The 25,065-nt window shown below is 66.9% G+C and carries 26 protein-coding genes; 12 read left to right on the top strand and 14 right to left on the bottom strand.

Translation table 11 applies throughout. From position 1 onward, the window contains the following. The first annotated feature begins 161 nt into the window (after positions 1–161). Positions 162–1,094, top strand: a complete 933-nt coding sequence (locus tag GEV37_RS03245) for a 3-hydroxyacyl-CoA dehydrogenase (protein ID WP_227388730.1) — start codon at positions 162–164, stop codon at positions 1,092–1,094. 55 nt (positions 1,095–1,149) lie between these two features. Then, positions 1,150–2,148, top strand: a complete 999-nt coding sequence (locus tag GEV37_RS03240) for a LacI family DNA-binding transcriptional regulator (RefSeq protein WP_227388729.1) — start codon at positions 1,150–1,152, stop codon at positions 2,146–2,148. 25 nt (positions 2,149–2,173) lie between these two features. On the opposite strand, the gene GEV37_RS03235 is transcribed toward GEV37_RS03240, so the two are convergent. The 3 genes from GEV37_RS03235 to dctP are packed head-to-tail and all read right to left on the bottom strand — an operon-like array spanning position 2,174 to position 5,157. After that, entirely contained in the window at positions 2,174–3,508 is a 1,335-nt protein-coding gene (locus tag GEV37_RS03235) for a TRAP transporter large permease (protein ID WP_227388728.1), read from the bottom strand. Continuing rightward, positions 3,492–4,007, bottom strand: coding sequence for a TRAP transporter small permease subunit (locus tag GEV37_RS03230; RefSeq protein WP_227388727.1), 516 nt, complete (start codon positions 4,005–4,007; stop codon positions 3,492–3,494). Before GEV37_RS03230 ends, GEV37_RS03235 begins: the two co-directional genes overlap by 17 nt. A gap of 55 nt (positions 4,008–4,062) precedes the next feature. After that, positions 4,063–5,157 (bottom strand): TRAP transporter substrate-binding protein DctP, encoded by a 1,095-nt coding sequence (dctP, locus tag GEV37_RS03225; RefSeq protein WP_227388726.1) that lies wholly within the window; start codon positions 5,155–5,157, stop codon positions 4,063–4,065. Positions 5,158–5,452: 295 nt separating this feature from the next. On the opposite strand from dctP, the gene GEV37_RS03220 reads away from it, so the two are divergent. Then, positions 5,453–7,606: a GNAT family N-acetyltransferase gene (locus GEV37_RS03220; RefSeq protein ID WP_227388725.1), complete on the top strand. Its 2,154-nt coding sequence runs from the start codon at positions 5,453–5,455 to the stop codon at positions 7,604–7,606. Between the two features lie 27 nt (positions 7,607–7,633). Next, entirely contained in the window at positions 7,634–9,100 is a 1,467-nt protein-coding gene (locus GEV37_RS03215) for an aminoacyl-histidine dipeptidase (protein WP_227388724.1), read from the top strand. Between the two features lie 78 nt (positions 9,101–9,178). On the opposite strand, the gene GEV37_RS03210 is transcribed toward GEV37_RS03215, so the two are convergent. After that, positions 9,179–9,655 (bottom strand): Dps family protein, encoded by a 477-nt coding sequence (locus GEV37_RS03210; protein ID WP_227388723.1) that lies wholly within the window; start codon positions 9,653–9,655, stop codon positions 9,179–9,181. A 159-nt stretch (positions 9,656–9,814) separates the two neighbouring features. Continuing rightward, positions 9,815–10,951: a glycerate kinase gene (locus GEV37_RS03205; RefSeq protein ID WP_227389201.1), complete on the bottom strand. Its 1,137-nt coding sequence runs from the start codon at positions 10,949–10,951 to the stop codon at positions 9,815–9,817. 142 nt (positions 10,952–11,093) lie between these two features. Here GEV37_RS03205 and GEV37_RS03200 point away from each other — a divergent pair, with 142 nt between their 5' ends. Genes GEV37_RS03200 through GEV37_RS03185 form a run of 4 tightly spaced genes read left to right on the top strand, consistent with a single transcriptional unit; the run spans position 11,094 to position 13,775 of the window. Then, a complete protein-coding gene (locus tag GEV37_RS03200; RefSeq protein WP_227388722.1) occupies positions 11,094–11,636 on the top strand; it encodes a hypothetical protein in 543 nt (180 codons plus the stop codon). After that, complete coding sequence (locus tag GEV37_RS03195) at positions 11,633–11,995, top strand: hypothetical protein (protein WP_227388721.1); 363 nt, start codon at positions 11,633–11,635, stop codon at positions 11,993–11,995. Before GEV37_RS03200 ends, GEV37_RS03195 begins: the two co-directional genes overlap by 4 nt. A gap of 20 nt (positions 11,996–12,015) precedes the next feature. Then, positions 12,016–12,672 (top strand): DUF1007 family protein, encoded by a 657-nt coding sequence (locus GEV37_RS03190; protein ID WP_227388720.1) that lies wholly within the window; start codon positions 12,016–12,018, stop codon positions 12,670–12,672. A gap of 2 nt (positions 12,673–12,674) precedes the next feature. Continuing rightward, the gene (locus GEV37_RS03185; RefSeq protein ID WP_386111080.1) at positions 12,675–13,775 is read left to right on the top strand and encodes a nickel/cobalt transporter; all 1,101 of its coding nucleotides are present in this window, start codon (positions 12,675–12,677) and stop codon (positions 13,773–13,775) included. A 7-nt stretch (positions 13,776–13,782) separates the two neighbouring features. Here the strand turns inward: GEV37_RS03185 and GEV37_RS03180 are convergent, their stop codons facing one another. Further along, on the bottom strand, positions 13,783–14,202 hold the full coding sequence (locus tag GEV37_RS03180; RefSeq protein ID WP_227388719.1) for an HIT domain-containing protein: 420 nt from the start codon (positions 14,200–14,202) through the stop codon (positions 13,783–13,785). Between the two features lie 162 nt (positions 14,203–14,364). Between GEV37_RS03180 and GEV37_RS03175 the strand changes: the two genes are divergently transcribed. Further along, entirely contained in the window at positions 14,365–14,496 is a 132-nt protein-coding gene (locus GEV37_RS03175; protein ID WP_227388718.1) for an entericidin A/B family lipoprotein, read from the top strand. A 98-nt stretch (positions 14,497–14,594) separates the two neighbouring features. Beyond that, the gene (locus GEV37_RS03170; protein WP_227388717.1) at positions 14,595–14,963 is read left to right on the top strand and encodes an I78 family peptidase inhibitor; all 369 of its coding nucleotides are present in this window, start codon (positions 14,595–14,597) and stop codon (positions 14,961–14,963) included. A 15-nt stretch (positions 14,964–14,978) separates the two neighbouring features. On the opposite strand, the gene GEV37_RS03165 is transcribed toward GEV37_RS03170, so the two are convergent. The 8 genes from GEV37_RS03165 to GEV37_RS03130 form a co-directional block, all read right to left on the bottom strand. After that, positions 14,979–15,590: a LysE family translocator gene (locus tag GEV37_RS03165; protein ID WP_227388716.1), complete on the bottom strand. Its 612-nt coding sequence runs from the start codon at positions 15,588–15,590 to the stop codon at positions 14,979–14,981. Beyond that, positions 15,583–16,587 (bottom strand): ion transporter, encoded by a 1,005-nt coding sequence (locus tag GEV37_RS03160; protein WP_227388715.1) that lies wholly within the window; start codon positions 16,585–16,587, stop codon positions 15,583–15,585. Before GEV37_RS03160 ends, GEV37_RS03165 begins: the two co-directional genes overlap by 8 nt. 30 nt (positions 16,588–16,617) lie before the next feature. Next, complete coding sequence (locus tag GEV37_RS03155; protein ID WP_227388714.1) at positions 16,618–17,139, bottom strand: acyl-CoA thioesterase; 522 nt, start codon at positions 17,137–17,139, stop codon at positions 16,618–16,620. 55 nt (positions 17,140–17,194) lie between these two features. Further along, a complete protein-coding gene (locus tag GEV37_RS03150; protein WP_227388713.1) occupies positions 17,195–18,505 on the bottom strand; it encodes a short-chain fatty acid transporter in 1,311 nt (436 codons plus the stop codon). Between the two features lie 63 nt (positions 18,506–18,568). Further along, positions 18,569–19,894, bottom strand: coding sequence for an MATE family efflux transporter (locus tag GEV37_RS03145; protein ID WP_227388712.1), 1,326 nt, complete (start codon positions 19,892–19,894; stop codon positions 18,569–18,571). Between the two features lie 7 nt (positions 19,895–19,901). Continuing rightward, positions 19,902–20,150 carry a YfhL family 4Fe-4S dicluster ferredoxin gene (locus GEV37_RS03140; protein WP_227388711.1) on the bottom strand — a complete coding sequence of 83 codons (249 nt, stop codon included), beginning with the start codon at positions 20,148–20,150 and terminating at the stop codon, positions 19,902–19,904. Positions 20,151–20,227: 77 nt separating this feature from the next. Then, entirely contained in the window at positions 20,228–20,719 is a 492-nt protein-coding gene (gene coaD / locus GEV37_RS03135) for a pantetheine-phosphate adenylyltransferase (protein WP_227388710.1), read from the bottom strand. Then, entirely contained in the window at positions 20,716–22,602 is a 1,887-nt protein-coding gene (locus GEV37_RS03130) for a beta-ketoacyl synthase (protein ID WP_275951398.1), read from the bottom strand. The genes coaD and GEV37_RS03130 overlap by 4 nt, the downstream gene beginning before the upstream one ends. Before the next feature lie 204 nt (positions 22,603–22,806). On the opposite strand from GEV37_RS03130, the gene trmB reads away from it, so the two are divergent. After that, the gene (gene trmB / locus GEV37_RS03125; protein ID WP_227388708.1) at positions 22,807–23,487 is read left to right on the top strand and encodes a tRNA (guanine(46)-N(7))-methyltransferase TrmB; all 681 of its coding nucleotides are present in this window, start codon (positions 22,807–22,809) and stop codon (positions 23,485–23,487) included. A 79-nt stretch (positions 23,488–23,566) separates the two neighbouring features. Next, positions 23,567–25,033 carry a D-alanyl-D-alanine carboxypeptidase/D-alanyl-D-alanine endopeptidase gene (dacB, locus tag GEV37_RS03120; RefSeq protein ID WP_386111073.1) on the top strand — a complete coding sequence of 489 codons (1,467 nt, stop codon included), beginning with the start codon at positions 23,567–23,569 and terminating at the stop codon, positions 25,031–25,033. Positions 25,034–25,065: the final 32 nt, after the last annotated feature.

The following is a 25,065-nucleotide window of genomic DNA, read 5'->3' as shown; positions in this document are numbered from 1 at the left end:
AGTCGAAGGAACAAAACAAGGCTAGACTTTTTTGCATACGAATGCAAAATGTTTGGAAAGCGCTTGAGCAATCGTTATAAAGCGCTTGATCAGGGCGCATCGGCAACACGATCCACGATGCCATGACTCACAACGTTATGACCCACAACAAGAGGTAGATCATGACCCATAAGATTGCAGTGGTTGGCGCAGGGCTCATCGGGCGTGCTTGGGCCATCGTCTTCGCCCGCGCCGGGCTCGAGGTACGCCTTTTTGATATCGATATCCAGCAGCTCGATCAGGTTCGCGGCCTCATCGACGAATCGCTCGATGACCTGAAAAGCGCCGGGTTGATCGAGGCGCCGTCCCAGGTGGCCTCGCGTATCGCGGTAGAAGTGGATCTGACCGTCGCTCTGGCCGGGGTCGGCTATGTTCAAGAGTGCGGCCCGGAGAACGTGGCCGCCAAGCAGGCTCTGTACACGCAGCTAGAAGCGGTCTGTGATGCACACACCATCCTTGCAAGCTCGACGTCGGGGATCGTGGCCTCGCACTTCAGTGGCCATTTGCGCCATCCCGAGCGCTGCCTGGTGGCGCACCCGGTCAATCCACCCTATCTCATTCCACTGGTGGAAGTGGTGCCCGGGCCCCGAACGAGTTCGACGGTGGTGGAGCGTACGCTGGCGCTGATGCGCAAGGTGCGCCAGGAGCCGATCCTGGTACGCAAGGAGGTGCAGGGCTTTGTTCTCAATCGCCTTCAAGGGGCGCTGCTCAACGAAGCGTTACGGCTCTATCGCGACGGCTACGTATCGGCGGAGGATCTCGATAAAACCGTCAAACATGGGTTAGGCTTGCGCTGGTCCTTCATGGGACCCTTCGAGACCATCGACCTGAACGCCCCGAACGGCGTCGTGGACTACGCTGGCCGCTACGGGCCTCTCTATTACGATGTCGATACCCAGAGAAGCGAGGCCAACCCGTGGGCGGCGCCGACTCTCGAGCGTCTGGAGCAAGAGCGACGCGAGGTGCTGCCCGTTCATCAGTTGCTGGATCGGCAGGCTTGGCGCGACCGGCACTTGATGGCGCTGATGGCCCACAAGCAGCGAATGGCAAACTGACGGGCGGCGAACCTGGCTCGGCCCACCTACTCACGAGCAAGCAGACGAGGTAAGCATGAAAAAGCGGCCGGTGACCTCCCGACAGGTGGCGGAATTGGCGGGGGTGTCCCAGTCGGCGGTCAGTCGGTGCTTTTCCCCTAAGGCCAGCATCGCGCCGAAAACCCGCGAGAAGGTGCTGGCGGCGGCCCGAGAACTCGGGTATCGACCCAACAGCATCGCCCGCTCGCTCATCACCCGCTCGTCTCGCACCATCGCGGTGGTCATGTCCCAGCTCGACAATCCCTTCTACGCCCAGATGCTGGATTGCGCCGCCCGGCAGCTTCAGCAGCACGGGTATCATCTGCTGCTGTTCATGAGTCGCGACGACGAGCAATCGAGCGCCATCATGGCGGATATCCTGCAGCGTCAGGCTGACGGCATCCTGATGTTGGCCGCAAGACTCTCCTCTTCCTTTGCCCAAGAGTGCGTCGAGCGCGGCATACCGGTCGCCTTGATCAACCGCACCGTGACCTTCGAGGGCGTGAGTCAGGTGGCCAGCGACAACCATCGTGGCGGCTACTGGGCCGGAGAGTGGCTGATCGCACGCGGCTACGAGCGCATCGCGTTCGTTGCCGGGGTCGCGCAATCCTCCACGAGCAACGAACGCCGGGAGGGGTTTCTCGCCGCACTTGCCGACCATGGCCACCACTGCTGGGCCGAAGAGTCCGGCGACTACCAGCGCACCGCCGCCCAGGCCGCCACGCGGGCGCTCTTCACGCGTACCCCCCCACCGGACGCCATCTTCGCCGCCAATGACCATATGGCCGTCGCCGTCATCGATACCCTTCGAGCGGAGCTTGGACTACGGGTGCCCGAGGACGTGGGCGTGGTGGGTTTTGACAACATGCCCGTGGCGAGCTGGCCAAGCTACCGGCTCACCACGATTCAGCAGCCGCTGGAAGAGATGGTCACTCACGCCACCCAGCGGCTGCTGGAGCAGATCGAGACCGGCATCGTCACCGGGGAGCGCAAGCGTCTCCCCGTCGTGCCGATCGTGCGTGGGAGTACCCGGTAGCCGGCATCATCGTTTTCAACGCCGATCAATAACCCACCATCACGCTGGGAAGCCCCGTCACTAGCACGGGGAAGAAGGCCATCAGCACGCAGGCGAGCAGGATCAGCGCGCAGAAGGGAATGACCGCACGGTACAGGTCGATGGTTTCCACCCCGGGCGGTGCCACGCCTTTCAGGTAGAACAGCGCGTAGCCAAACGGCGGGGTCAGAAACGAGGTCTGCAGCACCACGGCGACCATCACCACGAACCACAGCGGGTCGACCCCCATCTGCTGGATGATCGGCAGCATGATGGGGAAGCTCAAGAGCACGATGCCGGTCCAGTCCAGGAACATGCCCAGCACGAAGACCAGCAGGAACATCATGATCAGCGCACCCGTGGTGCCTCCGGGCATGGCCAGCAACAGATCCTGGATCACCTGCATGCCGCCGCCCCGGGAAAACACCCCGGTGAAGGCGGTTGCGCCTACCAGCACCAGCATGACCATGGTGGTGGTCTTGCCTGCATCGATCAGGGTGCGATAGCAGGTGGCGAGCTTGCGATCACCGAAGATCAGAAACAGGATGAAGGCGATCAGTACGCCGATCGCTGAGGCCTCGGTCGCGGTGGCGATGCCGGCGAACAGTGCCCCCAGGACGCCCAGAATCAGTGCCATCGGCGGCACCACGTACTTGGCCAGCATGATCAGCAGCTCCGCGGTGCTGACCCGGGCACGCTCCTCCTTGGGCACCGGCGGCCCGAAGTCTGGCTTGAAGTGACATACGATCAGCACGTACAGCGCATACATCACCCCGAGCATCACCCCGGGCACCATGGCACCGGCAAAAAGTGCGCCTACCGAGACCGGCGAGTAGCTCGCCATCAAGATCAGCATGATGCTCGGCGGAATCAAAATCCCCAGGCAGCCGCTGGCCATGATCACTCCGGTGCTGAGCTCCTTGTTGTAGCCGTACTTCAGCATCGGTACCAGCGCGATCATGCCCATTACCGCGATCGAGGCGCCGACAATACCGGTGGTGGCGGCCAGCAGCACGGAGACGATAACCACGGTGAGCGCCAGGCCCCCGCGTAGGTTGGCAAGCAAAAGCCGCATGGCGTCGAACATTCGCTCGGTGACGCCGGAGTCGTTGAGAAACCGCGCCATCAGCACGAACAGCGGGATTGCCACCAGCACGTAGTTGTCCATGGCGTTGCCATAGATGTTGTTGATCAAGGTGCCCAGCACTCGCTCGCCGGGGCCGAGAAAGGCGCCGACCACCGCCACGCCGCCAAGCACGAAGGCGAGCGGATGGCCCATGAAGAGCCCCAGCAGCAGCCCGCCGAACATCGCAAGCGCCAGTAGCTCAGGACTCAAGTTCATAGGAGCGCTCCTCACGCAGGATGATCACGGCGCGCAGCACGATCGCGATCGCCTGGAGTAGAATCAGTGCGGCGGCGAGCACGATTACCCCCTTGATGGGGTAGACCGGCAGCGCCACCATGCCGTAGGTGGTTTCGCCCCGGCTGAAGGCGCGATCAAAGAACAGCCAGCCGTACTTCAACAGCATCCAGATGAAGGGAACGAAGAAGATCAGGTAGCCCGCAAGCGTCAACAGTGCCTGGCGCTTGAGCGACAAAAGGCGCTTGATCACGTCGACCTCGACGTGGGCGTGGTGCTTGAGCCCGTAAGCGGCCATCAGCATGAAATGGGCGCCGAACAGCATCTTGGTGACATCGAAGGCCCAGTCGCTGGGGCGGCCCAGAAAGAAGCGCGCGCCGATGTCGTAAAGCACGATCAGGGTGATGACGGCGATCAACGGCGCGATCAGACGCCCGAACAGCTCGTTGAAAGCGTCGATTGCCTTGGCAATGGCATGCATGGTGACTCTCCGCGGTCAGCTGAGGCCCCGGCCGGGCCGGGGCGACAAAGGCGCCTTAAAGGCAGGCTTCGATCTCTTCAAGCGACGGCAGATTGTCCATGGTGCGGCTCATGTTGAAGGGGTAGGAGACGTCGCGCCAGGTGGCGTAATCCTGCAGGTAGCTCACCATCGACTGGTAAACTTTTGCGTGGTCCGGGTTCTCGCAGGCGCCCTGGACGATCACCTCGTTGGTCACCTGCTGTATCTGCGCCAGGTCCTCGTCGGAGAACTGGTTGATGGTGACGCCATCCTCGACGAACTGACGGGTCGCCTCGTTGGACTCGCGCTCGGACCAGGCCAGCGACCAGGCCATGGTAGCGTCGGCGGCGATGCGCAGCTTCTGTTGAGTCTCCTCGGAAAGCGCGTTCCAGGCGTCCATGTTGATCATCACGCCGAAGACGCTGGCGGACTGGTGCCAGCCCGGCGTCGCCCAGTTGTCGGCGACTTCCGAGAAGCCCGCCTTGTAGTCGACGCCGGGGGTGGAGAACTCGCCCGCGTCGATCACGCCGCGCTCGATGGCCTGGTACACCTCGCCGCCGGCCAGCGTCACCTGGGAGCCGCCGAGCCGTTCGAGCACCCGGCCCTGGTCGCGCCCGGAAAGGCGCAGGCGCTTGCCGTCGAGATCGGCGATGCTGGCGATCGGCGTGCGGCCCATGAAGCCGGACTCGTTGTTGGTGATGCCGTAGGGCAGATACATCATGTTGAACTGGCCGTAGATCTCCTCGTAGAGCTCGCGCCCGCCCCACTGCTGGATCCAGTTCAGGTAATCCACGGCGTTGAACAGGCTTGTGGTGGTGGCCAGCGGCGAGAACGCCGGGTTGAGGCCAGCCCAATAGCCGGGCCAGTCCCCGGCGGCCTCGATGCTGCCGGTCTCGGTGGCGTCGAACACCTCGGTGCCGGGCATCAGCGTGCCCCCGGCGCGGAAGTTGATCTGCAGCTCGTCTCCGGCGAGCTGGTTGACCAGCTCCACCCAGTGGCGATCGATCTGGATCAGGTCCAGGTTGTCCGCCCAGGTGGAGGTCATGGTCCACTGCTCTTGGGCCTGTGCGGTGGAGGCGAGCAGCACGCCGGTGGCCAGGGTGCTCAGGGCGAAACGCGAAAGGATTTTCATGGTGGGTTTCCTGTTAGCGTGGTGGTCGTTATTGATTGTTGGAACCGGTCAGGAAAACGAGCGCCCGGTTGACGTTAACGTCAATTCGTCGGCGCTACAGCGATAAGCTAGCACACCCCATGCGGCGACGCGCTTTAGCTCTTAGTGGTAGATGCAGGTCCTCCCTGCCTGCCCGCTCGCCCCGGATAAAGGCTTCGACGACAAGACGTTGGCGCTATACTCTGGCGCCTGGATACGCCACGCGTTTAATCGGGCGTTGACGATCGTTCGCCTTGTCGCCGCGCCAGGAGCCGCCATGCCGCCACGTCCGCTCGACTTCTCTCCCGCGCCCACCGAGCGCGCCGTCGCCGCGCTGATCATTCACGCCCGGCGGCTGGCACGGCGGCACTGGCGGCGGCTCGTGTGGCTCAGCGGCGAGCCGGCGGCGGCTCGCCAGGCGGCAGCGGCGCTGTGGCAAGCGCAGGCGTGGCGCTCGCCGCTGTGGGTAGGCAGCGCCAGTGACTCGCCAAGCCTTGAGGCGCTGGCGCCGCGCAAGGCGCGCAGTCGGCTCGGCGGCGAGCACCAGCTGGTGGTGCTTGACGCCAGCGGAAAGCACGGCTTCGACCCGGACGCCCTCGGCGTGCTCGCGGGCACGCTCACCGCCGGCGGGCTCTGCGTACTGATCACCCCCACCGACTGGGGCACAGCGCCGGACCCGGACTATGCCCGCCTGAGCGACCACCCCTGGACCTGGCAGGGTCTCGAAGCGCGCTACCTCGCGCGGCTGGCGGGCATTCTGAGCGCCTCACCGGCGGTGGCGCGCTGGCCGCTGGAGGGGCGTCTCTACCTGCCGCGCCTCGGGCGCGCGCCACGCGTCGAGCCGGATGCCGAGCAGGCTCGCGTGGCCGCGCTGGTCGGGCGACTCAAACGCCGCCGGCCGCTGGTGATCACCGCCGACCGCGGCCGGGGCAAGAGCGCGGCGCTGGGCATGGGCTGCGCGCGGCTGCTGGAGGCCGGCGTCTCGAACGTCACGGTCACCGCGCCGTCGCCGGCAGCGGTGGCGAGCCTGTTCGAACGCCTGGCAGCACTCTGCCCGAGCGCGCAGCGCGAAGGCCCGACGAGCCTTGTACTGCCTAGCGGCCAGCGGGCGGCGTTTGTATCGCCCCAGGCGCTCGACGACGCCTTGACGGAAGGCTCGCTCGGCGGCGACGGCAGCGTCCTGCTGGTCGACGAGGCAGCGGCCCTGCCGGCGGCGGCGCTCGCCCGTTGGCTGGCGGCGTTTCCGCGCATTGCGTTTGCTACCACGGTGCACGGCTACGAGGGCTCCGGGCGCGGCTTCGCGCTGCGCTTTCGCGCGGTGCTCGACCGGTGCACGCCGTTGTGGCGCGAGGTAAGCCTCGAAACCCCCATTCGTTTTGCCCCCGACGACCCGCTCGAGGCTACCCTCGAGACACTTCTGCTGCTCAAGGCGCCGCTGCCGCGCGTCATGCCGGGCGCGGTTTCGCCCCGCGCCATCACCCAGGCGGCGCTGGCCCGGCGTCCGGCGCTGCTCGAGCGCGCCTTTGGCCTGCTGGTGCAGTCGCACTACCGCACCACCCCGGCGGACCTGCGCCAGCTCCTCGACGGGCCGAGCACCGCCCTCCGGCTGATCGAGACCAACGACGAGCCCCAGGCGGTACTGGTCACTCGTGAGGAGGGGGGCTTCGACCACGCGCTCGCCGACGCGGTGGCCCGAGGCGAGCGCCGCCCGCGCGGGCACCTGCTGGCCCAGTCCCTGGCCGCCCACGGCGGCAGCCGCGCCGCGCTCACCGCCCGCTGGCGGCGGGTGGCGCGGGTGGCGGTTCACCCGGAGCGGCGCCGCGAAGGGCTGGGGCGGGCGCTGATCGAGGCGGATATCGAGGCCGCCCGCGCCGCCGGCGTGTCGCTCTACGGGGCCACCTTCGGCGCCGAGGCGGGGCTTCTGCGCTTCTGGCGGGCGCTGGACTTCACCCCGGTGCGCCTCGGCGTCACCCGGGAGGCCGCCACCGGCGAGTACGCGATCATGGTGGCCCGGGCGCTGGACGCCGAGGGCGCGGCGGTGCTCGAGGAGCTCTCGGCGGCGTTCGGCGCGGCGCTGCCCGGGCACCTGGCCTTCGAGCTTGCCGGATTGGACGCCGACGTGGTGACCCTCGTGCTGGCGGCGCTGACCGACGCGCCGCTGGGCGCGCTCCGGTGGCGCGATGTGGAGGATGTCGCCTACGCCCACCGCGACCCGGCGCTGGCTCGCCCAGCCCTGCAGGCGCTGGTGCGCGCGGCAGCCCGGCATGCAGGGCATGAAGAGATGCCCGCAGGGCTTGGAACCCTTGCCGCCTGGGCGTTTCAGAACGCGCCGCCGGTCAAGGCGCCGCGCGAGGCCGTCGGCGTGCTGCGCCAGGCGCTGCGTGCGGTACTGGCGCACTCTTTTCCCGGGCGGCCCGGAGCGGTAGAGTAGGGCGGTTACGAATCACGAAGAGCTACCATGAACGAACATCTCGATACGCTGGAACCCTCGCTGGTATGGCGCCATTTCCGCACGCTGTGCAACACGCCGCGGCCCTCCGGCTGCGAGGCTGCCCTGGTCGAAAAGCTCGAAACCTGGGCCGACGGCCTGGGCCTTGCCCACGACCGCGACGCCTTCGGCAACCTGCGTATCAAGAAGCCGGCGAGTTCGGGCTGTGAAAGCGCCCCCGGCGTGATTCTTCAGGGCCATCTGGACATGGTCGCTCAGGCCAACGCCGACACGCCGTTCGATTTCGAGCGCGACCCGATCCGCACCTGCGTGAAGGATGGCTGGCTGCACGCCGACGGCACTACGCTCGGCGCCGACAACGGCCTGGGCGTGGCGGCGATTCTTGCCGTGCTCGAGGACGACACCCTGACCCACGGCCCGCTGGAGGCGCTGTTCACCCTCGAGGAGGAGACCTCCATGGGCGGGGCGCTGGGGCTTGCCGAGAGCTGGCTCGAGGGCTCGCTGCTGCTGAATCTGGATAGCGAAGACCGCGGCGAGGTCTACATCGGCTGCGCCGGCGGGGCGGACGTGCTGGTGGACGCCCAGCTTCCCGGCAAGGCGCTTGGCGACGACGAGGTCGTGATCGAGCTCGCCCTGACCGGGCTCAAGGGCGGCCACTCCGGGGTGGATATCCACCAGCCCCTGGGCAACGCCAACCGCCTGCTGGTGCGGGCACTGCGGGTGCTGGACATTCTCGATGCGCGGCTGATCGACTACCAGGGCGGCACGCTGAGAAACGCCATCCCCCGCGAGGCCTTCGCCCGGCTGGCGCTGCCCGCCGATGACGTCGATACCGCCTTCGAGAAAATCGAACGGCTCGAAGGCGTGCTGAAGGCGGAGCTCGGCAGCGGCGATCCGGGGCTTTCGCTCAAGGCGCGCCGCCTCGAGGCCGCCCTCGATGCGGAGCCCTTGACTCGTGACGCCAGTGCCATGCTGATCGCCGCACTGCTGGCCGCACCCTGCGGTGTGGAGCGCATGAGTGCCGATGTCGATGGCGTGGTGGAAACCTCCAACAACCTGGGCGTACTGCGTCTGACCGATGGGCGCTTTCATCTCTGCGCTTTGGTGCGTTCGCTGCACGATAGCGCGGTACAAGCGCTCGCCGACCGGTTCAGCGCGCTGTTCGGCCTGATGGGCGCGCGGGTCAAGGTTGAGAACGGCTATCCGGGCTGGGCGCCGAACCCGCAAAGCGCCCTGCTTTCGACGTTCAAGGCGCAGCATGCCGCTCTCCTGGGCAAGGAGCCTGCGGTCAAGGTGATCCATGCCGGGCTCGAATGCGGGATTCTCGGCGCCAAGTACCCTGAGCTCGACATGATCTCCTTCGGTCCCTTGATTCGCGGCGCCCACTCGCCCAACGAGCGGGTCGAACTCGACTCGGTCAGCGAGTTCTGGGCGATGCTGCGCGTGCTGATCGAGGCGCTGGCAACGCCGCGCTGAGCCCGCTTCAACCGACAACGGCGCCCGAGGGCGCCGTTGTCGTCGAGACTCCTGATGATTCGAGCTGCCTGGCGAGGCTCACTTGCTCAGGTAGGCGTTGAGCATCCACACGGTCTTTTCCTGCTCGCGGATGTAGTCGCCAGCCTGGGCAGCGGTGCCTTCGTCGTCGGCATCGGACGCCAGTGCCAGCACTTCGCGCTGCAGGGCGATCAGGGTCTGGTAGCCGTCGAGCACACCCTTCACGCAGGCGCGACCGTCCGAGACGTCCTTGTCTTCCTGAATGCGCGAGAGCTTGGCGTAGTCGCTGTAGGCGTGGACCGGCTGGTGACCCAGGGTCAGGATGCGCTCGGCTACTTCGTCGACCTTTGTCAGAAGGTCGGTGTAGAGCTCTTCGAACTTGTCGTGCAGCTGGAAAAAGTCGCTGCCCTTGACGTTCCAGTGGTAGCCGCGCACGTTCATGTAGAAGATCTGGTAATTGGCCAGCAGGTGGTTGAGTTTCTCGGCCAGCTGGCTTGCGCTGCTTTCGTGCAAACCGATGCTGTTGAATTCGGACATCGTGACTCCTCCTTGGTGAACCGCCGGGCGGCATCAATTCGTTTGATCCAGAGTACCGGGCGAGCCGCGCGCAATGAAACGAGTTTTATGTATCGCCTTCATAGCGTCGCGGTATCGCGTATTCGTCGTTTCAGTAGATGCAGGCGGTGGCGACGCTTTTCAACCGCCTCGATGGCTCCATAGCCGCACCACGCTCTCGCTTTTCGCACCGAGCAGCTCGGCGGTGCGCGCCAGCGCCTCGTCCAGGCTCATCGGCCCGTCAGCCAGGGCGAAGGCGGCGGTGACGCCCTCGTCGAGACACGCCTGCCACCCTTGCCCGAGGCTGCCCGCCAACACCACCACCGGCGTGGCCAGCTTCTTCGCTGCCCGGGCGACGCCGATAGGCGTCTTGCCCGCCAGGCTCTGGCCATCGAGGCGGCCTTCGCCGGTGATCACCAGGTCCGCGTCCTTGATCAGCGCCGCCAGATGGGTCTGGGTCATGATGAGCTCGATGCCCGGCTTGAGCGTGGCGCCGAGAAAGCGCGCGGCGGCGAAGCCCATGCCACCGGCCGCGCCGGCGCCGGGCAGCATGCGCAGATCTGACCCGAGCACGGCGGCGCTGACATCGGCAAAGCGGGAGAGCGCCGCGTCCAGTGTGGCGATGTCGGCCTCGCTTGCGCCTTTCTGCGGGCCGAAGACCGCGCTTGCGCCGCGGCTTCCCAGCAGCGGGTTGTCCACGTCCACCGCCGCCTCGACGCGAAGCGCCTCCAGGCGAGGGTCGAGCCCGGAAAGATCCAGCGTCTCGAGCTCGGCCAGTGCCGCGCCGCCGGGGGCAAGGGCATTGCCGCGCCTGTCTGTCAGGCGTGCACCGAGTGCCGTGAGCATGCCGGCGCCGCCATCGTTGGTGGCGCTGCCGCCGAGCAGCAAGAGCGCGCGCTCGGCACCGGCATCGAGCGCGGCAAGAAACAGCTCGCCGACCCCGAAGGTGGTGGTGTGCAGAGCGTTGCGCTCGCTGGGGCCGAGGTGCTGAAGACCGCTGGCTTCGGCCAGTTCGATGAAGGCGGTGCGCTCGCGCGCAAGCCAGCCCCAGCTCGCCTCCCGGGGACGACCGAGGGCATCATGAACCCGGGCGGTGCGGCGCTCGGCGCCGGTGGCGGCGATCAGCGCCTCGAGACTGCCCTCGCCGCCGTCCGCCAGCGGGCAGGTGTGAACGCGGGCATCCGGCAGGGCGTTGAGCACGCCTTTGGCCATGGCATCGGCGGCGCTCTGGGCATCGAGCGCATCCTTGAAACTATCCGGGCACAGCACGACCTTCATCATGCATCCTCCATAAAACCTTGTGATTGAGTTATTGTCTTGGGAGTGGGCCAGCAGCGTCGAGCTTAGCGTGGCGGCTCGGCCCGCACCAGCGACTTGCGACCCACGCTTTCGAGCCGACCTGCCATCACGGGGACTCTCCATGAAATCACTACCGATCAGTATCGCGTGCATGATGGCGCTGGCGGGCTGTCAGATCGCGCCCGACCGGCTCCCCCGCGCCGAACCCGCGCCGTCGCCGGCGTGCTACTTTACCGTAGGCGACGACCCGCGCGAGGTCATCGAGCAGAGCGTGGCGCTGCTCGAGAACTGGGGCTTCGAACTCGACAGCACCGATACCGACCTGGGGCTGGTCAGCGCCAGCAAGGAGCGCGAGCTTCCCGGCTACAACGACCCCTACGACGGCTACCGCTACGCCAGCGGCATGCGCCTTTTCGGCGGGTTCGGCATCGGTCGGGGCGCCGGTTTCGGGGTGGGCATCGGGGGCGGCATCGGGCGTGCGCCGGTCGAGAGTGAGCGGGTGAGCGTGCTGGTCCAGAACGGGCATGTCCGCCTCTCCCGCGATCTGCGCCGCTTCGACCAGCTGCGTGACATGCGCGAGGCGCGCAGTGCCAGCGACGACGATTTCTGCCGACGCTTCCAGTCGGCGCTGCCCGGGTTCGGCAGCGGGGAGGGGCGCCCATGAAGGCTCTCGTTCGACTTGGCGGCGTGGCACTACTGCTGGCGCTTGCCGGCTGCGCCACCACCGCGCCGCTCGAACCTCGCGAGCTGCGCTTTCAAGCCTCCTCGGAGCGCACCTTTCGCGAGGCGGTGGATCTGATGGTGGCCCAGGGCTACGTGATCCGTCACGCCGATCTGGCCTTGGGGCGCGCCGAGGGGGCGCTTGCCCGCTGGCCGGAGTACCGCCTGCTGCTGCAGGTCGATGATCAGGGCGGGGCGAGCCGGGTCAGCGTCTCGGCGCTGCGCGGCTCGACGGCGCTTGCGCCCTACCTGCTCGACCCGTGGCTGGTCGAGCTGCAACAACGCCTGGGAGAGGCCCCTTGAGTAAAACCGTAGGGACTACGATGCGCGCCGCTCCCCTGGCGGCGTTTGCGGTGCTGGCGCTTCTGGCCAGTGGCACTGCCAAGGCCCATCCGCACGGCTGGATCGACATGAGCGTTCGCGTCGTCACCGACGACCAGAACCGGGCCGTGGCGCTGGACCAGACCTGGCGGATGGACCCGTTCTACAGTCTGATCGTCTTCGACGAACTCTCCCGGGTGACGGACGCCACCTTCGAACAGGGGCTCGACCAGCTGGGCCACGACATCCGCGACAATCTCGCCGTTCAGGGCTACTTCACCGAGCTGCGTCTCAACGGCGAGCCGCTGGCACTCGGCGAAGTGAGCGACTACACCACCCTCGAGCGCGACGGACGACTGGTCTACATGTTCACGCTGCCGCTGGCGGAGCCAGCAGCACTCGACGGTGCGACCCTGGAGTACCAGATATTCGATCCGACCTACTATATCGAGGTGGTGCACGAAGAGAAGGACGGCGCCCCCGACCCGAGCGCGCTCGCCCTGCAGGGCGATCTGGCGTGCCGGCTTTCCATCACCCCGGCGGATCCGGACCCGGAGCTCGTCCTGCAGGCCGCGCTGCTCGACGAGGACGAGCAGGGCGAACCTGGACTGGGTCGCTTTTTCGCCGAAACCGGCCATCTGCGCTGCGGGGAGGAGTGATCGTGCGGCGTACCTTCTCGAGCGCTGGCGCAGCGCGTTTTGGCGGCGGGCTGGGGTTCACGGTGCTGGGTACGGTGCTGCTCGCCACGCTCGGCTACCTGATCTACACCCAGTTCCAGGGCGTAAGCCTGCAGATCCTCGTCTGGCAGCGCGAGCTGCACCGGGCGTTGACGCTGGCGATCACCGAGCTTGCGCAAACTCCTTCGCGCACGGCGTGGCTATCGCTTCTGGGCATCAGTTTCGGTTACGGCGTGTTCCACGCTGCGGGGCCGGGCCACGGCAAGGCGGTGCTGGCCACCTACCTCGCCTCGCACGGTGGCGCCATGAAGCGTGCGTTGGGGCTCTCCTTTGCCGCATCGCTCTTGCAGGGCGTGACCGCCATCGCCATGGTGGGTGTTTTGGTCATCGGGCTCGGCTTCGTCACCCGCCGGGCGATGGGGCAGGTGGTGTGGGTGGAGCAGGCGAGCTTCTTGCTGGTGGCGCTGCTCGGGGCGTGGCTCTGCGTGCGGGCGCTGCGCACGCTCTGGCGCCTCTACCGGCCGGCGCCCCTGCCCGTGTTCACGCCGCTTTCTCCCGGCCCAGGCGAGGGTTCGCCGCTCTCGCCTCGCGCTCATTCCCAGGATCACGCTCACTCTCACGATCATTCTCACACCCACGCGCACGGCCACCACTGCTGTGGCGGCGCGCACCACGTCGAGCCGGACCAGGCGCTCGATTGGCGCACGGCGCTGATGACCGTCGTCGCGATCGGCCTGCGGCCCTGCTCCGGGGCGGTGCTGCTGCTGGGCGCGGCGGGACTTCTGGGCCAGTTCATGGTCGGCGTCACGGCGGTGGTGGCGATGTCGCTGGGCACCGGTATCACCGTCTCGGCGCTGGCGCTGGCCAGCGTCTTCGCCCGGGACTGGGCCACGCGGCGCCTGCAACGCCAGCGACGCCAGAGCGTGCTCGAGAAGGGGGCCGCCTGGGCGGCGCTGGCCGGCGGCGTGCTCATCGTCTGCTTGGGGGTATCGCTGTCGGTAGCCGGCTTCAATCAGCCGGCGTCGCCGCTGTTCGACACGCCCGCCTCGCGGCCGGCCACGACGCCCTTTGGCCCGGGCGGGTGAGCGTGCTCTAGAGCGCGAGCTTGTCCATGTGGGCGAGAATCAGCTCGCGGCGTTCGCGCTGCTGCTCCGGTGTATAGGGCTCGGCCTCGCCCTTGCCCCATACCGGCCCCGGCCAGGCGGCATCGCGCTCAAAGCGTACCACCAGGTGGAGGTGAAGCTGGCCGACCACGTTGCCGAGGGTGGCGATGTTGAGCTTGTCGCCTTGGAATGCCCGGTTCAGGGCCTCGCCCAGCGCCGTGGCCTCGCGCCACAGCTGGGCCTGGTCGACCGCGTCGAGCTCGTACACCTCGCAAACGCTCTCCCGGCGCGGCACCAGAATCACCCAGGGGTAGCGGGCATCGTTCATCAGAAGCGCACGGCACAGGGGCAAATCGGCCAGCGACAGGGTGTCGGCGGCAAGGCGTGGGTCCAGGATCAGGGTGGTCACGAGGTTCTCCAGAATTCGAGGTCGAAGGCCATCATAGCAGTACCAGCTGCGCCCTGGGCACGTTAAGCGAGCACGATTCTCAAAAGCTGTTACGCTGAAAGAGCACCTGTCTCATGACATAGAGCAAGGGCGTCCACGATCATGATTGTTAAGGAGAACACGATGAAAAAACTACTTGCGGCAAGCTTCGTTCTGCTGGTCAGCGCCTCCGTGCTCGCCGGCTGCAACACCGTATCCGGTGCGGGTCAGGACGTTCAGGCCGGTGGCCGTGCGGTGCAGGAAGCTGCCGAATAACACTGCCGTGTCATGAAAAAGCAGGCGAGCTCCTCGCCTGCTTTTTTGTGGACAACCATTACTCGTTCTCTGCTGGCTCTTTCAAGGAAAACCAAGGCATGCCTACCGTTTCACGATCGTCGACCCTTCGTTTCGCCGCTTTGACCCTGGCCGCGCTGCTCGGCGGCTGCGCCGCCCAGACCGGGACGCTGAGTGCCCCCAGCTCGCCGGACGTCAGCGCGCCGCCGCCGCCGGGCGTGGCCGGCGGCGCGCAAGAGAATGAGGGCACCTGCCAGGCGGGGACGCTTGCGTCCGCCGTGGGCGAGACCTTGAGTGACGAGCGCGCCCAGGCGCTGCGCGCGGACAGCGGCGCCCGCGACGTGCGCGTGCTCGCCCCGGACAGCATGGCGACCATGGACTACCGCGAGGATCGCCTCAACATCGAGGTGGACGAGCAGGGGCGCATCACCGGCCTGCGCTGCGGTTAGCGCAAGACTAGAAGACTAGCGCAGGATCAGCACCACGCTGGCGGCGGTCAACAGTCCCATGGTGACATTGAACGCCCGCCAGCCGGCGTCGTTCTTAACCAGGCGACCGATCGCCACGCCAAAGCCCGCCCACACCAGCAGGCACGGCAGTGCGACGAGCTCGGCGAACCCCACCAGCACGGCGGCGTTGAGCAGCGCCTGACCACCCTGGGGGAGAAACCCCGCGATCAGCGCAAGCCCGAGTATCCAGGCCTTGGGGTTGGCGAGCTGAAAAAGCGCCGCCTGCAGAAAGGTGAGCGGCTGTCCGCGCTCGTCTGTCCCCTTCACGTTGGGTGACGGGGCCGTGGCGATCCTGTAGGCCAGATACAGGAGATAGGCGCTCCCCGCCCAGCGCAGCGTGACCTGCAGTAGCGGGGCGCGCTCGAACAGCACCCCGAGCCCCAGGGCGATGGCCAGGTACAGAAAGAAGCAGCCTCCCACGATGCCGAGCATGTGCGGCATCGTTCGGCGAATGCCGAAATTGGCGCCGGAGGCGGTGAGCATCAGGTTGTTCGGCCCCGGTGTCAGCGTCATCGACAGCATGAACACGGCCACCGGCCCCAGCATCAACAGCCACTCGTCACTCATAGCGATCTTTCCAGCGCTGGCGGCGCACCTGCTCCTTGAGCATTTCGATGATGTCGTAAAGCACCTGCTCGGTGACGTGGGCGCTGGTCTCGTCCACCGTGAGCCAGCTGTCGAAGCCGCTTTCGGCAGTGCGCTCGATCACGCGGCGAAACTCCGGTGAATGAATGCCCAGCGCCAGCTCCTCGACCAGACGCTGGGCTACGCCGCTGAGCGATGCCTGCATGGCGTTGGAGGCAGCAAGCCCCATGGGCAGGCGGTTGAGCTTCTGGATCTCGGGGCTCTCGTTGAGGGTGCGGGTGACCAACGCGTCGATCGAGCGCATGATCTCCTCGCGGTTCTTGCGGTAGGCCTTGCCCACGGTGGCCTCCAGGCGCTGGGTGATCTCCTGGATCAGCGCCTCCTCGCGCGGCATGATGACCCGGTCCACCACGCGCTGGGTGAGCGAGTCCGCCGCTATCACCTGCTGCTGGACATTACTCATCAGGCGCAGGGCGATGCGGTCGGAGAGCTCCTCGAGCAGGATGTCGTAGTACTTGGCGAAGAACTGGAAACTCGACCAGCGGCGCACATCGATCAGCCCGAGTCGGTGCAGGCGATGGAGCAGCGACAGCACGCGCAGCGCCCGCAGCCAGCGAAAGCCCGCCAGCGGGATGCAGCCGAGCACGTCGTACCAGTGCACGAAGGGGTAGAAGAACCAGCGGTGGTAGCGCCGCTCGATGATCGCCGCCGCCCAGCCAAAGAGCACGTCCACCACGAAAATGGCGACGAAGATCAGGTCGATGCGCGCAAAGCGGCTGTGGATCTTTGATGCGTAAACGTCGTGAAAGGCGGGGGAGGCGCTCTGCACCAGGTTCTCGAACCAGGTGAGCAGAAATAGTGAATCGAACAGCAGAAGCGCCAGGTTGACGATCACCGCGACCAGGATGAAGAAATCCCAGCCGATGTGGGCGTACTCCACGGGCTTGGGCAGTTGGGGGTGGCGCTCCCTGAGGAACATGACGACTCCTTTCGTGGGTGGGCGGTGGGCCTAGCGTTCTTCCGTGAGGTGCTGCTGGGCGAGCCGCTCTTCCTGTTCGGCCTGCTTTCGAAGCTTCTTGCGCAGTGCCGCCTTCTCGAAGCGCAGCTTCTCGAGCGGGGTCTCGAGGGTCAGCGGCGGTACCCGGGCCGGTTTGCCCTCGCGGTCCACCGCCACCATGGTCAGATAGCAGCTGTTGGTGTGGCGAATCAGCTTCTCGCGGATGTCCTCGGCCACCACCTTGATGCCGATCTCCATCGACGAGCGGCCCACGTGGTTGACGCTGGCCAGAAAGGTGACCAGCTCGCCCACCATGATCGGCTGCTTGAACAGCACCTGGTCCACCGAGAGCGTGACCACGTAATGACCGGAGTAGCGGCTGGCGCAGGCGTAGGCCACCTCGTCGAGCTTTTTCAGAATAGCACCGCCGTGCACCTTGCCGCTGAAGTTGGCCATGTCCGGCGTCATCAGCACCGTCATGGAGAGTTCGCGCTGGCCGGGCAGGGGAGCGTTGTCGGCGCTGGTCTGGGTCATGTCGAAACCTTGCAAAGTCGAAAGAGAAGCGCCCGCCTCGGCGGGCGCGTCGGGGTCAGAACCACGTGAGCCCGACGGAGATGATCAGGCCGGTCAAGAATAGCTGCACCAGGCAAAAGCCCATGATGTCCTTGGCCTTGAGCCCGGCGATCGCCAGTACCGGCAGCGCCCAGAACGGCTGCAGCAGGTTCGTCCAGGCGTCGCCCCAGGCCACCGCCATGGCGATGCGTGCCACGTCCGCCCCCAGCGCTTCGGCGGCGGGCAGCATCACCGGCGCCTGGACCGCCCACTGGCCGCCCCCGGAGGGCACGAAGATATTGACGAGCCCGGCGCTGATGAACGACCAGAACGGCAGCGACGCGGCGCTGGCAAACGACACCAGCCATTCGGACAGGCTCTGGGCCAGCCCCGACTGTACCATGATCGCCATGATACCGGCGTAGAAGGGGAACTGGATGACGATGCCGGCGCCACCCTTGATCGCCTCGTTGAGGCTGGTCAGCAGGTTGTGCGGCGTGCGGTGCAGCACGATGGCCACGAACAGAAACAGGAAGTTGACCACGTTCAGGTTGAGGCTGCCGCCCCGCAGCAGGAAGTGATCGAGCAAGAATAGAAGCCCCGGCACCCCCACCAGCAGCGACAACGCCAGGCTGTTCTCGAGCTTTTCGGCCGGGCGTGTGGTGCGGGTGAGAGGAGCCGGCTCGTCGTCGAGCAGCTTGGGATCGATGTAGATGCTCTCCTTTTCCGACGGCAGCATCAGCCGGTTGATCAGCGGAACGGCGACGAACAGGCAGACCACGATGGCCAGATTGAAGAAGGCGAAGATGGTCGAGCCGGTGCCGATCACGCCGATCTGGTCGAAAGCGAAGTGGCCTTCGGTGGCGATGGTCAGCGGAATCGAGCCCGCCAGACCCCCGTGCCAGACCACGAAACCCGAGTAGGCGCTGGCCACCAGCAGGCGATAGTCGACGCGCACGAGCCTGGCAAGCTCCTTGGCGAACAGCGCCCCCACGACCAGCCCGAAGCCCCAGTTGATCCAGCTCGCCGCCAGCGACACCAGCGTGACCAGCACGATTGCACCGCCGGCGCTCTTGGCGGTGCCCGCAAGCTTGGCCAGCAGGCGCTTGACCGGCGGCGAGCTTGCCAGCATGAAGCCGGTCACCAGCACCAGAAGCATCTGCATCGAGAAGGTCAGAAGCCCCCAGAAGCCGTCGCCCCACATGCGCAGCACGGTGAGCGGCGTCTGGCGCTCCACGGCGATGGCCGCTACGGCGGCGACCAGCGTGAGCAGCAGCACGAAGATGTAAGGGTCGGGCAGGTAGCGCTCGACCAGCTTGACCGCGGGGCGGGAAATGAACCGTAGCATAGGGGGGCTCGCCTTGATCGTTGTTGGAGTGCGACATCAATATACGAGCCCGAGGCGTTTATTTCACCCCCCACCAAAGGGGCAGGGCGCGGCGTGGCCGGGACGCCAGCAGGTTCGGCGGTAGTGAACGTAGTAGGCGGCAAGCATCGTCGAGCGGGTGAGCATGAACAGCGTGAAGGCGAGCCACAGCCCATGGTTGCCCAGGCCCTGGCCGAGCCACCAGGCGGGCAGATAGACGGCGAGCCCGGCGAAGATGCTGTTGCGCATCTCGCGCACCGCTGTGGTGCCGATAAACACGCCGTCGAGCAGGTAGCTGCCCACCGCGATCAAGGGCATCGCCACCATCCAGGGCAGGTAGAGCGCGGCGGTGGCGCGCACGTCGTCAAGCCCGGTGAGCAGCGCGACCAAAGCATTGCCGAACAGCGCGAAGCCAAGCGCCGCCGCCGCGGCGGTATAGAACGAAAAGCGTGCGCAGCTGCGCACCGTGGCGGCGAACGCTGCCCAGTCGCGGCGGCCGAACGCGCGCCCGACCAGGGACTCGGCGGCGTGGGCGAAGCCGTCCAGGGCGTAGCTGGTCAGCATGATGAACTGCAAAAGCACCGCGTTGGCGGCCAGTACCGTGTCACCCTGGCGCGCGCCCTGAGCGGTAAAGAAGGCGGTGGCGAACAAAAGCCCCAGGGTGCGCACGAACAGGTGACCATTGACGCTGAACAGCGCCCGGTAGGCGGCCAGCGTGAACAGCCGCGCTCGATGGATGCGCCCTTCCAGACGGCGCAACTGGCGGGCTGCCAGCCAGCCACCGACGGCCAGAGCGGTGTAGTCGGCGATGACGCTGGCCAGCGCCACGCCGTCGACGGTCATCGAAAGTCCCACCACGAAGAGAAGGTCCAGCGCGATGTTCACGCCGTTGGTGATCAGCATCAACAGCAGCGTCACGCGCGCGTTCTGCTGGCCCAGAAACCAGCCCAGCAGGGTGTAGTTGGCGAGCACCGCCGGCGCCGAATAAAGCCGGATGCGGGCGTACTCGAAGGCCAGCGCCCGGGCGTCGGGGCTACCGTCGAGCAGCCACAGGCCCGCGTTGATCAAGGGGGTGCCGACGACCAGCAGCAGCGTGCCGATCGCCCCGGCCATCAGCAGCGACTGGCCGAGCAGGGCACGCACCTCGCCCGGGTCGTCGCGGCCCACTGCCTGGGCGACCAGCCCGGTGGTGCCCATGCGCAGAAAGCCGAAACCCCAGTAGAGAAAGCCGAACAGGGTGGCGCCGAGGGTCACCGCAGCGAGATAGCGCGCGTCCGGCAGGTGGCCCACCACGGCGGTATCCACCAGCCCCAGCAGGGGCACGGTGACGTTGGAGAGAATGATCGGCCAGGCGAGCGCCCAGATACGCACGAAGGACTCAGGCGGCGGTGATGAGGTGGTACTTCTTCAGCAACTGCTCTTTGGTTTCCGGGCGTTCGGGGTCGAGCGGGATGCAGTCCACCGGGCAGACCTGCTGGCACTGGGGCTCGTCGAAGTGGCCCACGCACTCGGTGCAAAGGCCCGGGTCGATGATGTAGATCTCCTCGCCCGGGGAGATCGCGTCATTGGGGCACTCCGGTTCGCAGACGTCGCAGTTGATGCATTCGTCGGTAATCATCAGGGCCATGGCTATTACCTCGTGAATGGCGAATACGCAGAAGAATCGCTGCTCAAGCAGGAACGGCGCTCAAGTAGAAACGGTGCTCAAGTATAGTGCTCGCGCAGCGCCTTGACGACCGGCGGCGCCACGAGCCGTGTGACGTCGCCGCCGAGCTTGGCGATCTCGCGCACGATGGTCGACGAGATGTAGGAGTTCTCCACCGCCGGGGTGAGGAACACGCTCTCGAGCTCCGGCGCCTGGGCGCGGTTCATGTTGGCCAGCTGCAGCTCGTACTCGAAGTCCGAGGCGGCGCGAATGCCACGCAGGATGATCCGCGCGTTCTGGTCGCGCATCAAGGTGGTCAGAAGCGACGAGAACCCGATCGTCGAGACGTTGGCAAGTCCGGCGCAGACCTCGTCGGCGAGCGCGATGCGCGTCTCGAGCGAAAGCAGAGGTTTCTTGCCCGGGCTCTCGGCCACGGCGATCACTACCCGATCGAACATCTTCGCGGCGCGCTCGATCAAGTCGACATGGCCGTTGGTGATCGGGTCGAAGGTGCCCGGGTAGACGGCGATGGTCGGGTGGCTCGCACTCATGCGTCCTCCTCGTCGTCGAGACGGCCGAAGGGGTTGTCGACGCGCAGCGACACCGGCTGGGCGTAGCCGGGAATATGGATGCGTTCGGCCTCGATGCCGAGTTCCGGGCCCTCGAGCACCGCCTCGCCGAATTGGTAGCGCGGGGCGTAGTGGCCCTGGTCGGCGCGGGCAAGATAGGCCCGGGCGCTTTCGCGTACCGCCTCGCGGCGCGTTTTCCACTCCTTGATCGCCGCCGCGCCGTGGCGCTTGACCAGAAGCCGCTCGGTGACCTGGGGCGAAAGCACCACGCCCGTGGCGTTGTTGCCGCCGAAGCCCTTGGCGTTGATGAAGCTCGCGTCGGCGCGAAACTCGATCGTCTTGCGCGAGAAGCGCAGCCGCTCGGCGAAAACGTCGCTTGCCACCGCGTCGAGGGTGGGAATGCCCGGCAGTAGCCCGTGCTGAAAGCTGCCCAGTGCGCTTGCCAGCTGGTCACCGGCAGCCGACCCCTGGGAGTGGCCGATGAACGCCTTGATCGCCACTACCGGCCAGTCATGGATGCCATTGGCGCAGGCGATCTCGTGGAGCACGTGGGACTCGGTGGTGCGGTTCTTCGGCGTGCTGGTGCCGTGGGCATGGACGAAGGTGCGCTCGGTCAGCGCCTTGTCACCGAGCATCTCGCGCACCAAGGAGGCTGCCTTGCCGAGCGTGATGTAGTTGCCGATGCCGGGTGCCGAGATCGAGCGTTTGAAGCCATCGGCGTTGACGAACACGTTGGGCACTGCGCCGAGGATGTCGGCGCCCACTTCGAGGGCCAGCGCGTCGTCCATCAGCAGCACGAACTGGCTCGCCTCGGCCATGGTGAAGCCGCAGTTCTGGGCAAACGGCCGGCAGGCGCGCTGGTAGTCCGCATCGGTGAGAAGCTCGAGGGCATCGAGCGCCTTGAGGCTGGCATCGTCCGCCAGTGCCCCCATGGCACGAAAGCCTTCGATGATCTCCGGAGTGATCGGCGCATCGGAGGTGCCCACCATGACCACCCGGGCGCGGCCTTCACGGATGTCGTTGATGCCCAGACGCAGGTTGTAGAGAAAGCTCGCGCAGGCGCCGAGTGCCGCGCCGGTGGCACCGACGCTGCCCAGCACGTAGGCGTTGAGGAAATCCGCCGGCATCTGGCCGTAGCCCAGCGGCATCTGCTTGGAGGTGGCGCGGTTGCCGCTGACCAGGCTCTTCATGAGCCCGCCCCAGCCCTCGTCGTCGAGCTGGCCGATGGAGTTGCCGGCGTAGACGGCGATCTGGTCCGGGTCGAGCCGCGCGCGCAGGGTTTCCCACTCGAGGCCGCTGGCCCCCAGGCAGTCGCTGGCGGCGAAGATTGCCATGGAGAGCCCGCGCGGGTGGTGCACGCTGCGATACAGGCTCGCCGGATCGAAGCCGCTCGGCAGCTGGGCGGCGGCGATGACCTTGGGCGTCTGGGCGTCGGGCAAGAGCGTCTCGAACGCCCCCCCCGGCACGGTGACCTGGACGTGGCGCTCATCGTGGCCCGGGCTCACCTGCCAGTCGGCGGGCAGGTTTTCCGGCAGCTGGCGCCGACGCAGGGTGAAGCGCAGGGGCGCTTCGAGCGCGAGCGTGGCCTGACGCGCGGCGGGCATGCCCGGAGCAAGAAAGCGCGGGTCCTCGTTGCGACGAATCAGGGTGTGATTAAGTACCCGGTCGCCAAGCGCCTCGCTGGGGGCGTCGAGCGGGGCGCCGTCGGCGTCCTGCCAGCCCTGCTCGGTGTGAACGGCCAGGCGCATCAGGGCCGCCAGGCTCTCCAGCGTATGGCGCTTCAGATCGGTGGGGAGCGCATCGAGCACGGTGCGGCGAAAGGCCTGGTGGCCCGAGGTTCTGCCAGCAGGATTGATGCCGCCCATGCCGACAATCACCGGTAAATGTGACAAGCCGGATTCCTCGTGGTGCGATAGTTGGGTAACGTTTGGCTCAGTGGCGCCACGAACACGGCCCGGGGCTGAGCGCCATATAACTCTTGGACGTGATCATAGCATCGGGGGCGCAATGGCGTCATGCCGCGCGCGCTCGAGACTGATAGAATCACGCTTTTTCCATCAGGGGATGGCATGCAGCAGGCGTCTCGAATCGTCACTTCCAATCAGAGCGGCCCGCACCGGGATCTCGCCCGGCGCCTCGAACGGGCGCTGGCGCATCCGCTCAAGAAGCCCGTGGCGGCGCACAACCAACGCGCTTTCGACGCCGCCTGCGCCTGGTACGCGGCCCGCCGGGCACCGTTGATCCTCGATGCCGGCTGCGGCGTGGGGCTTTCGACACGGCGCCTGGCGGCCCGGTTCCCGGACCACGCCGTGATCGGCGTGGATCGCAGCGAAAGCCGGCTCACCCGCGAGCACGGCGCACTGCCCGACAACGCCTTGCTGGTGCGCGCGGACCTGGTGGATTTCTGGCGCCTGGCCCAGGCGGCGGGGTGGGCGCCTGTGCGCCACTACGTGCTCTACCCGAACCCCTACCCCAAGGCCTCGCACCTCAAGATGCGCTGGCACGGGCACCCGGTGTTTCCTACCCTTCTGGCACTCGGCGGACGCCTGGAGGTACGCTCCAACTGGCCGCTGTACATCGAGGAGTTCGCCGAGTGCGTGCGGCTTGCCGCCCGGTGCCCCGTCCGGGTCGAGCCGATCCTGCCCGAGGGCGACTACCTGACGCCCTTCGAGGCCAAGTACGACCAGAGCGGCCAACCCTTGTGGCGGCTGGTATGCGAGCTGACGACACCGAGCGAGGTCCTGTCGTGAGCGCCGCGCGGGTGAGTGCCGTCGACGCCGGTCGCCCGCTGCTCCCTTTTCCCATCAACGCGTATCGAGGCAGGTGAACGTGAGTCGTTGCAACGTCCTTTCAAAGCCCCTTTGGCTCGTCCGTACCACGGGCGTGGCGCTGGTGGCGCTCCTGGCGAGCCAGCCGCTGCTGGCGGATTTCAGCCGTCTTGGCCAACTGCGCGACCAGGGGTTCGCGATCAGCGCCGAGGCGCGTCTGCTCGGACCGGATTCGAGCGAGGTGCTCGGTAGCCTCGAGCCCGGACGCGCGCTCTCGCCGGCCTCGGTCACCAAGGCCTACATGAGCGCGGCACTGCTGAACCGTTTCGGCCCGCAGCACCGCTTCACCACGGCGCTGGTCAGCAGCGCCCCGGTCGACGATGGCGTGCTGCGCGGCGATCTGATCTTCGAGGGCGGCGGCGACCCGGGGCTCACCAGCGAGGATCTCTGGCGCCTGGTGCAGCGGCTGCAGCTTTCCGGCGTGCGCGAAGTGGATGGCGCGCTGGTCGTAAGCCAATGGCGCTTCGGCCCGGTGACCTGCGTGACCACCGACCGCTGCAATGCCCAGACCCGAGTGACCAACGCCTACAGCGCGCCGCTCACCTCGGCGGGCGTGAACTTCGCCACCTGGTGCGTCAACGTCGCCCCGGCGGCGCAGGCCGGCGCGCCCGCCCGCGTCGGGCTGTGCGATAGCCCTCTGCCGCTGATCACGGTGGAGAGCCAGGTGCAGACCGTACCCGCCAACAGCGGCACCGAGATCAGCGCCGAGCGCATCTCCGACGAGCGCGGCGACGTGATGCGCCTGACCGGGCAGATCTCCACCAACGCCATGGCCCAGGACGTCTACCGCGGCGCCGGCGACCCCGCCGAGCAGACCGCTCAGGTGCTGCTCGGCATGCTCAATCAGGCCGGCATCACGGTGCGCGACCCGTGGCGGGTGACCTCGGCGCGCCCCACCGGGGCGAGCCGGCTGGCGGCGGTGGACGGCAAGCCCCTTCAGGAGCTTTTGCTGCGCACCATGAACTACTCCAACAACTACATGGCCGACGTGCTGGCGCTGAACCTGGTCGAGACGCCCCAGGCGCAGCTCGACCAGGCGGGCCGGGCGATCGAGGCCTACGCCGGGGCGCTGCCCGGCCACGGCCCGCTGACGCTCGAAAGCGGCAGCGGCCTGACCACGGCGAATCGCACCTCCGCCCACGGCGTGACGGTGATGCTCGAGGACATGTTCCGCCAGAGCGCGCTCTTCCCGAGTTTCGTGGCGTCGTTCCAGTCGCCGGCCAACGGCGTGATGCGCTTCATACGCCGCGGCTCGCCGACGTTCCAGAACAACGTGATGCTCAAGACCGGCACCCTCAACCAGCCGTTTGCGGTGCGCGCCGCGGCGGGCTACTTTCGTACGGCCCAGGGCCGCTGGGGGGTGTTCAGCGTGCTGGTCAACGGCACCGGCTCCACGCCGTACTTGAGCTGGCCGGAAGTGCTCGACCCGCTGTCGCTGGATCTGGACGCCATGATACTGGCCAACTGACGCCGGAGTGAACGGCGCGACCGACGAGATGG

It is taken from the genome of Vreelandella malpeensis (assembly GCF_020622355.1).
Lineage (GTDB): Bacteria > Pseudomonadota > Gammaproteobacteria > Pseudomonadales > Halomonadaceae > Vreelandella > Vreelandella malpeensis.
The sequence above is the reverse complement of the archived record's forward strand: the minus strand, read 5'-3'. Positions and strand labels throughout refer to the sequence as shown.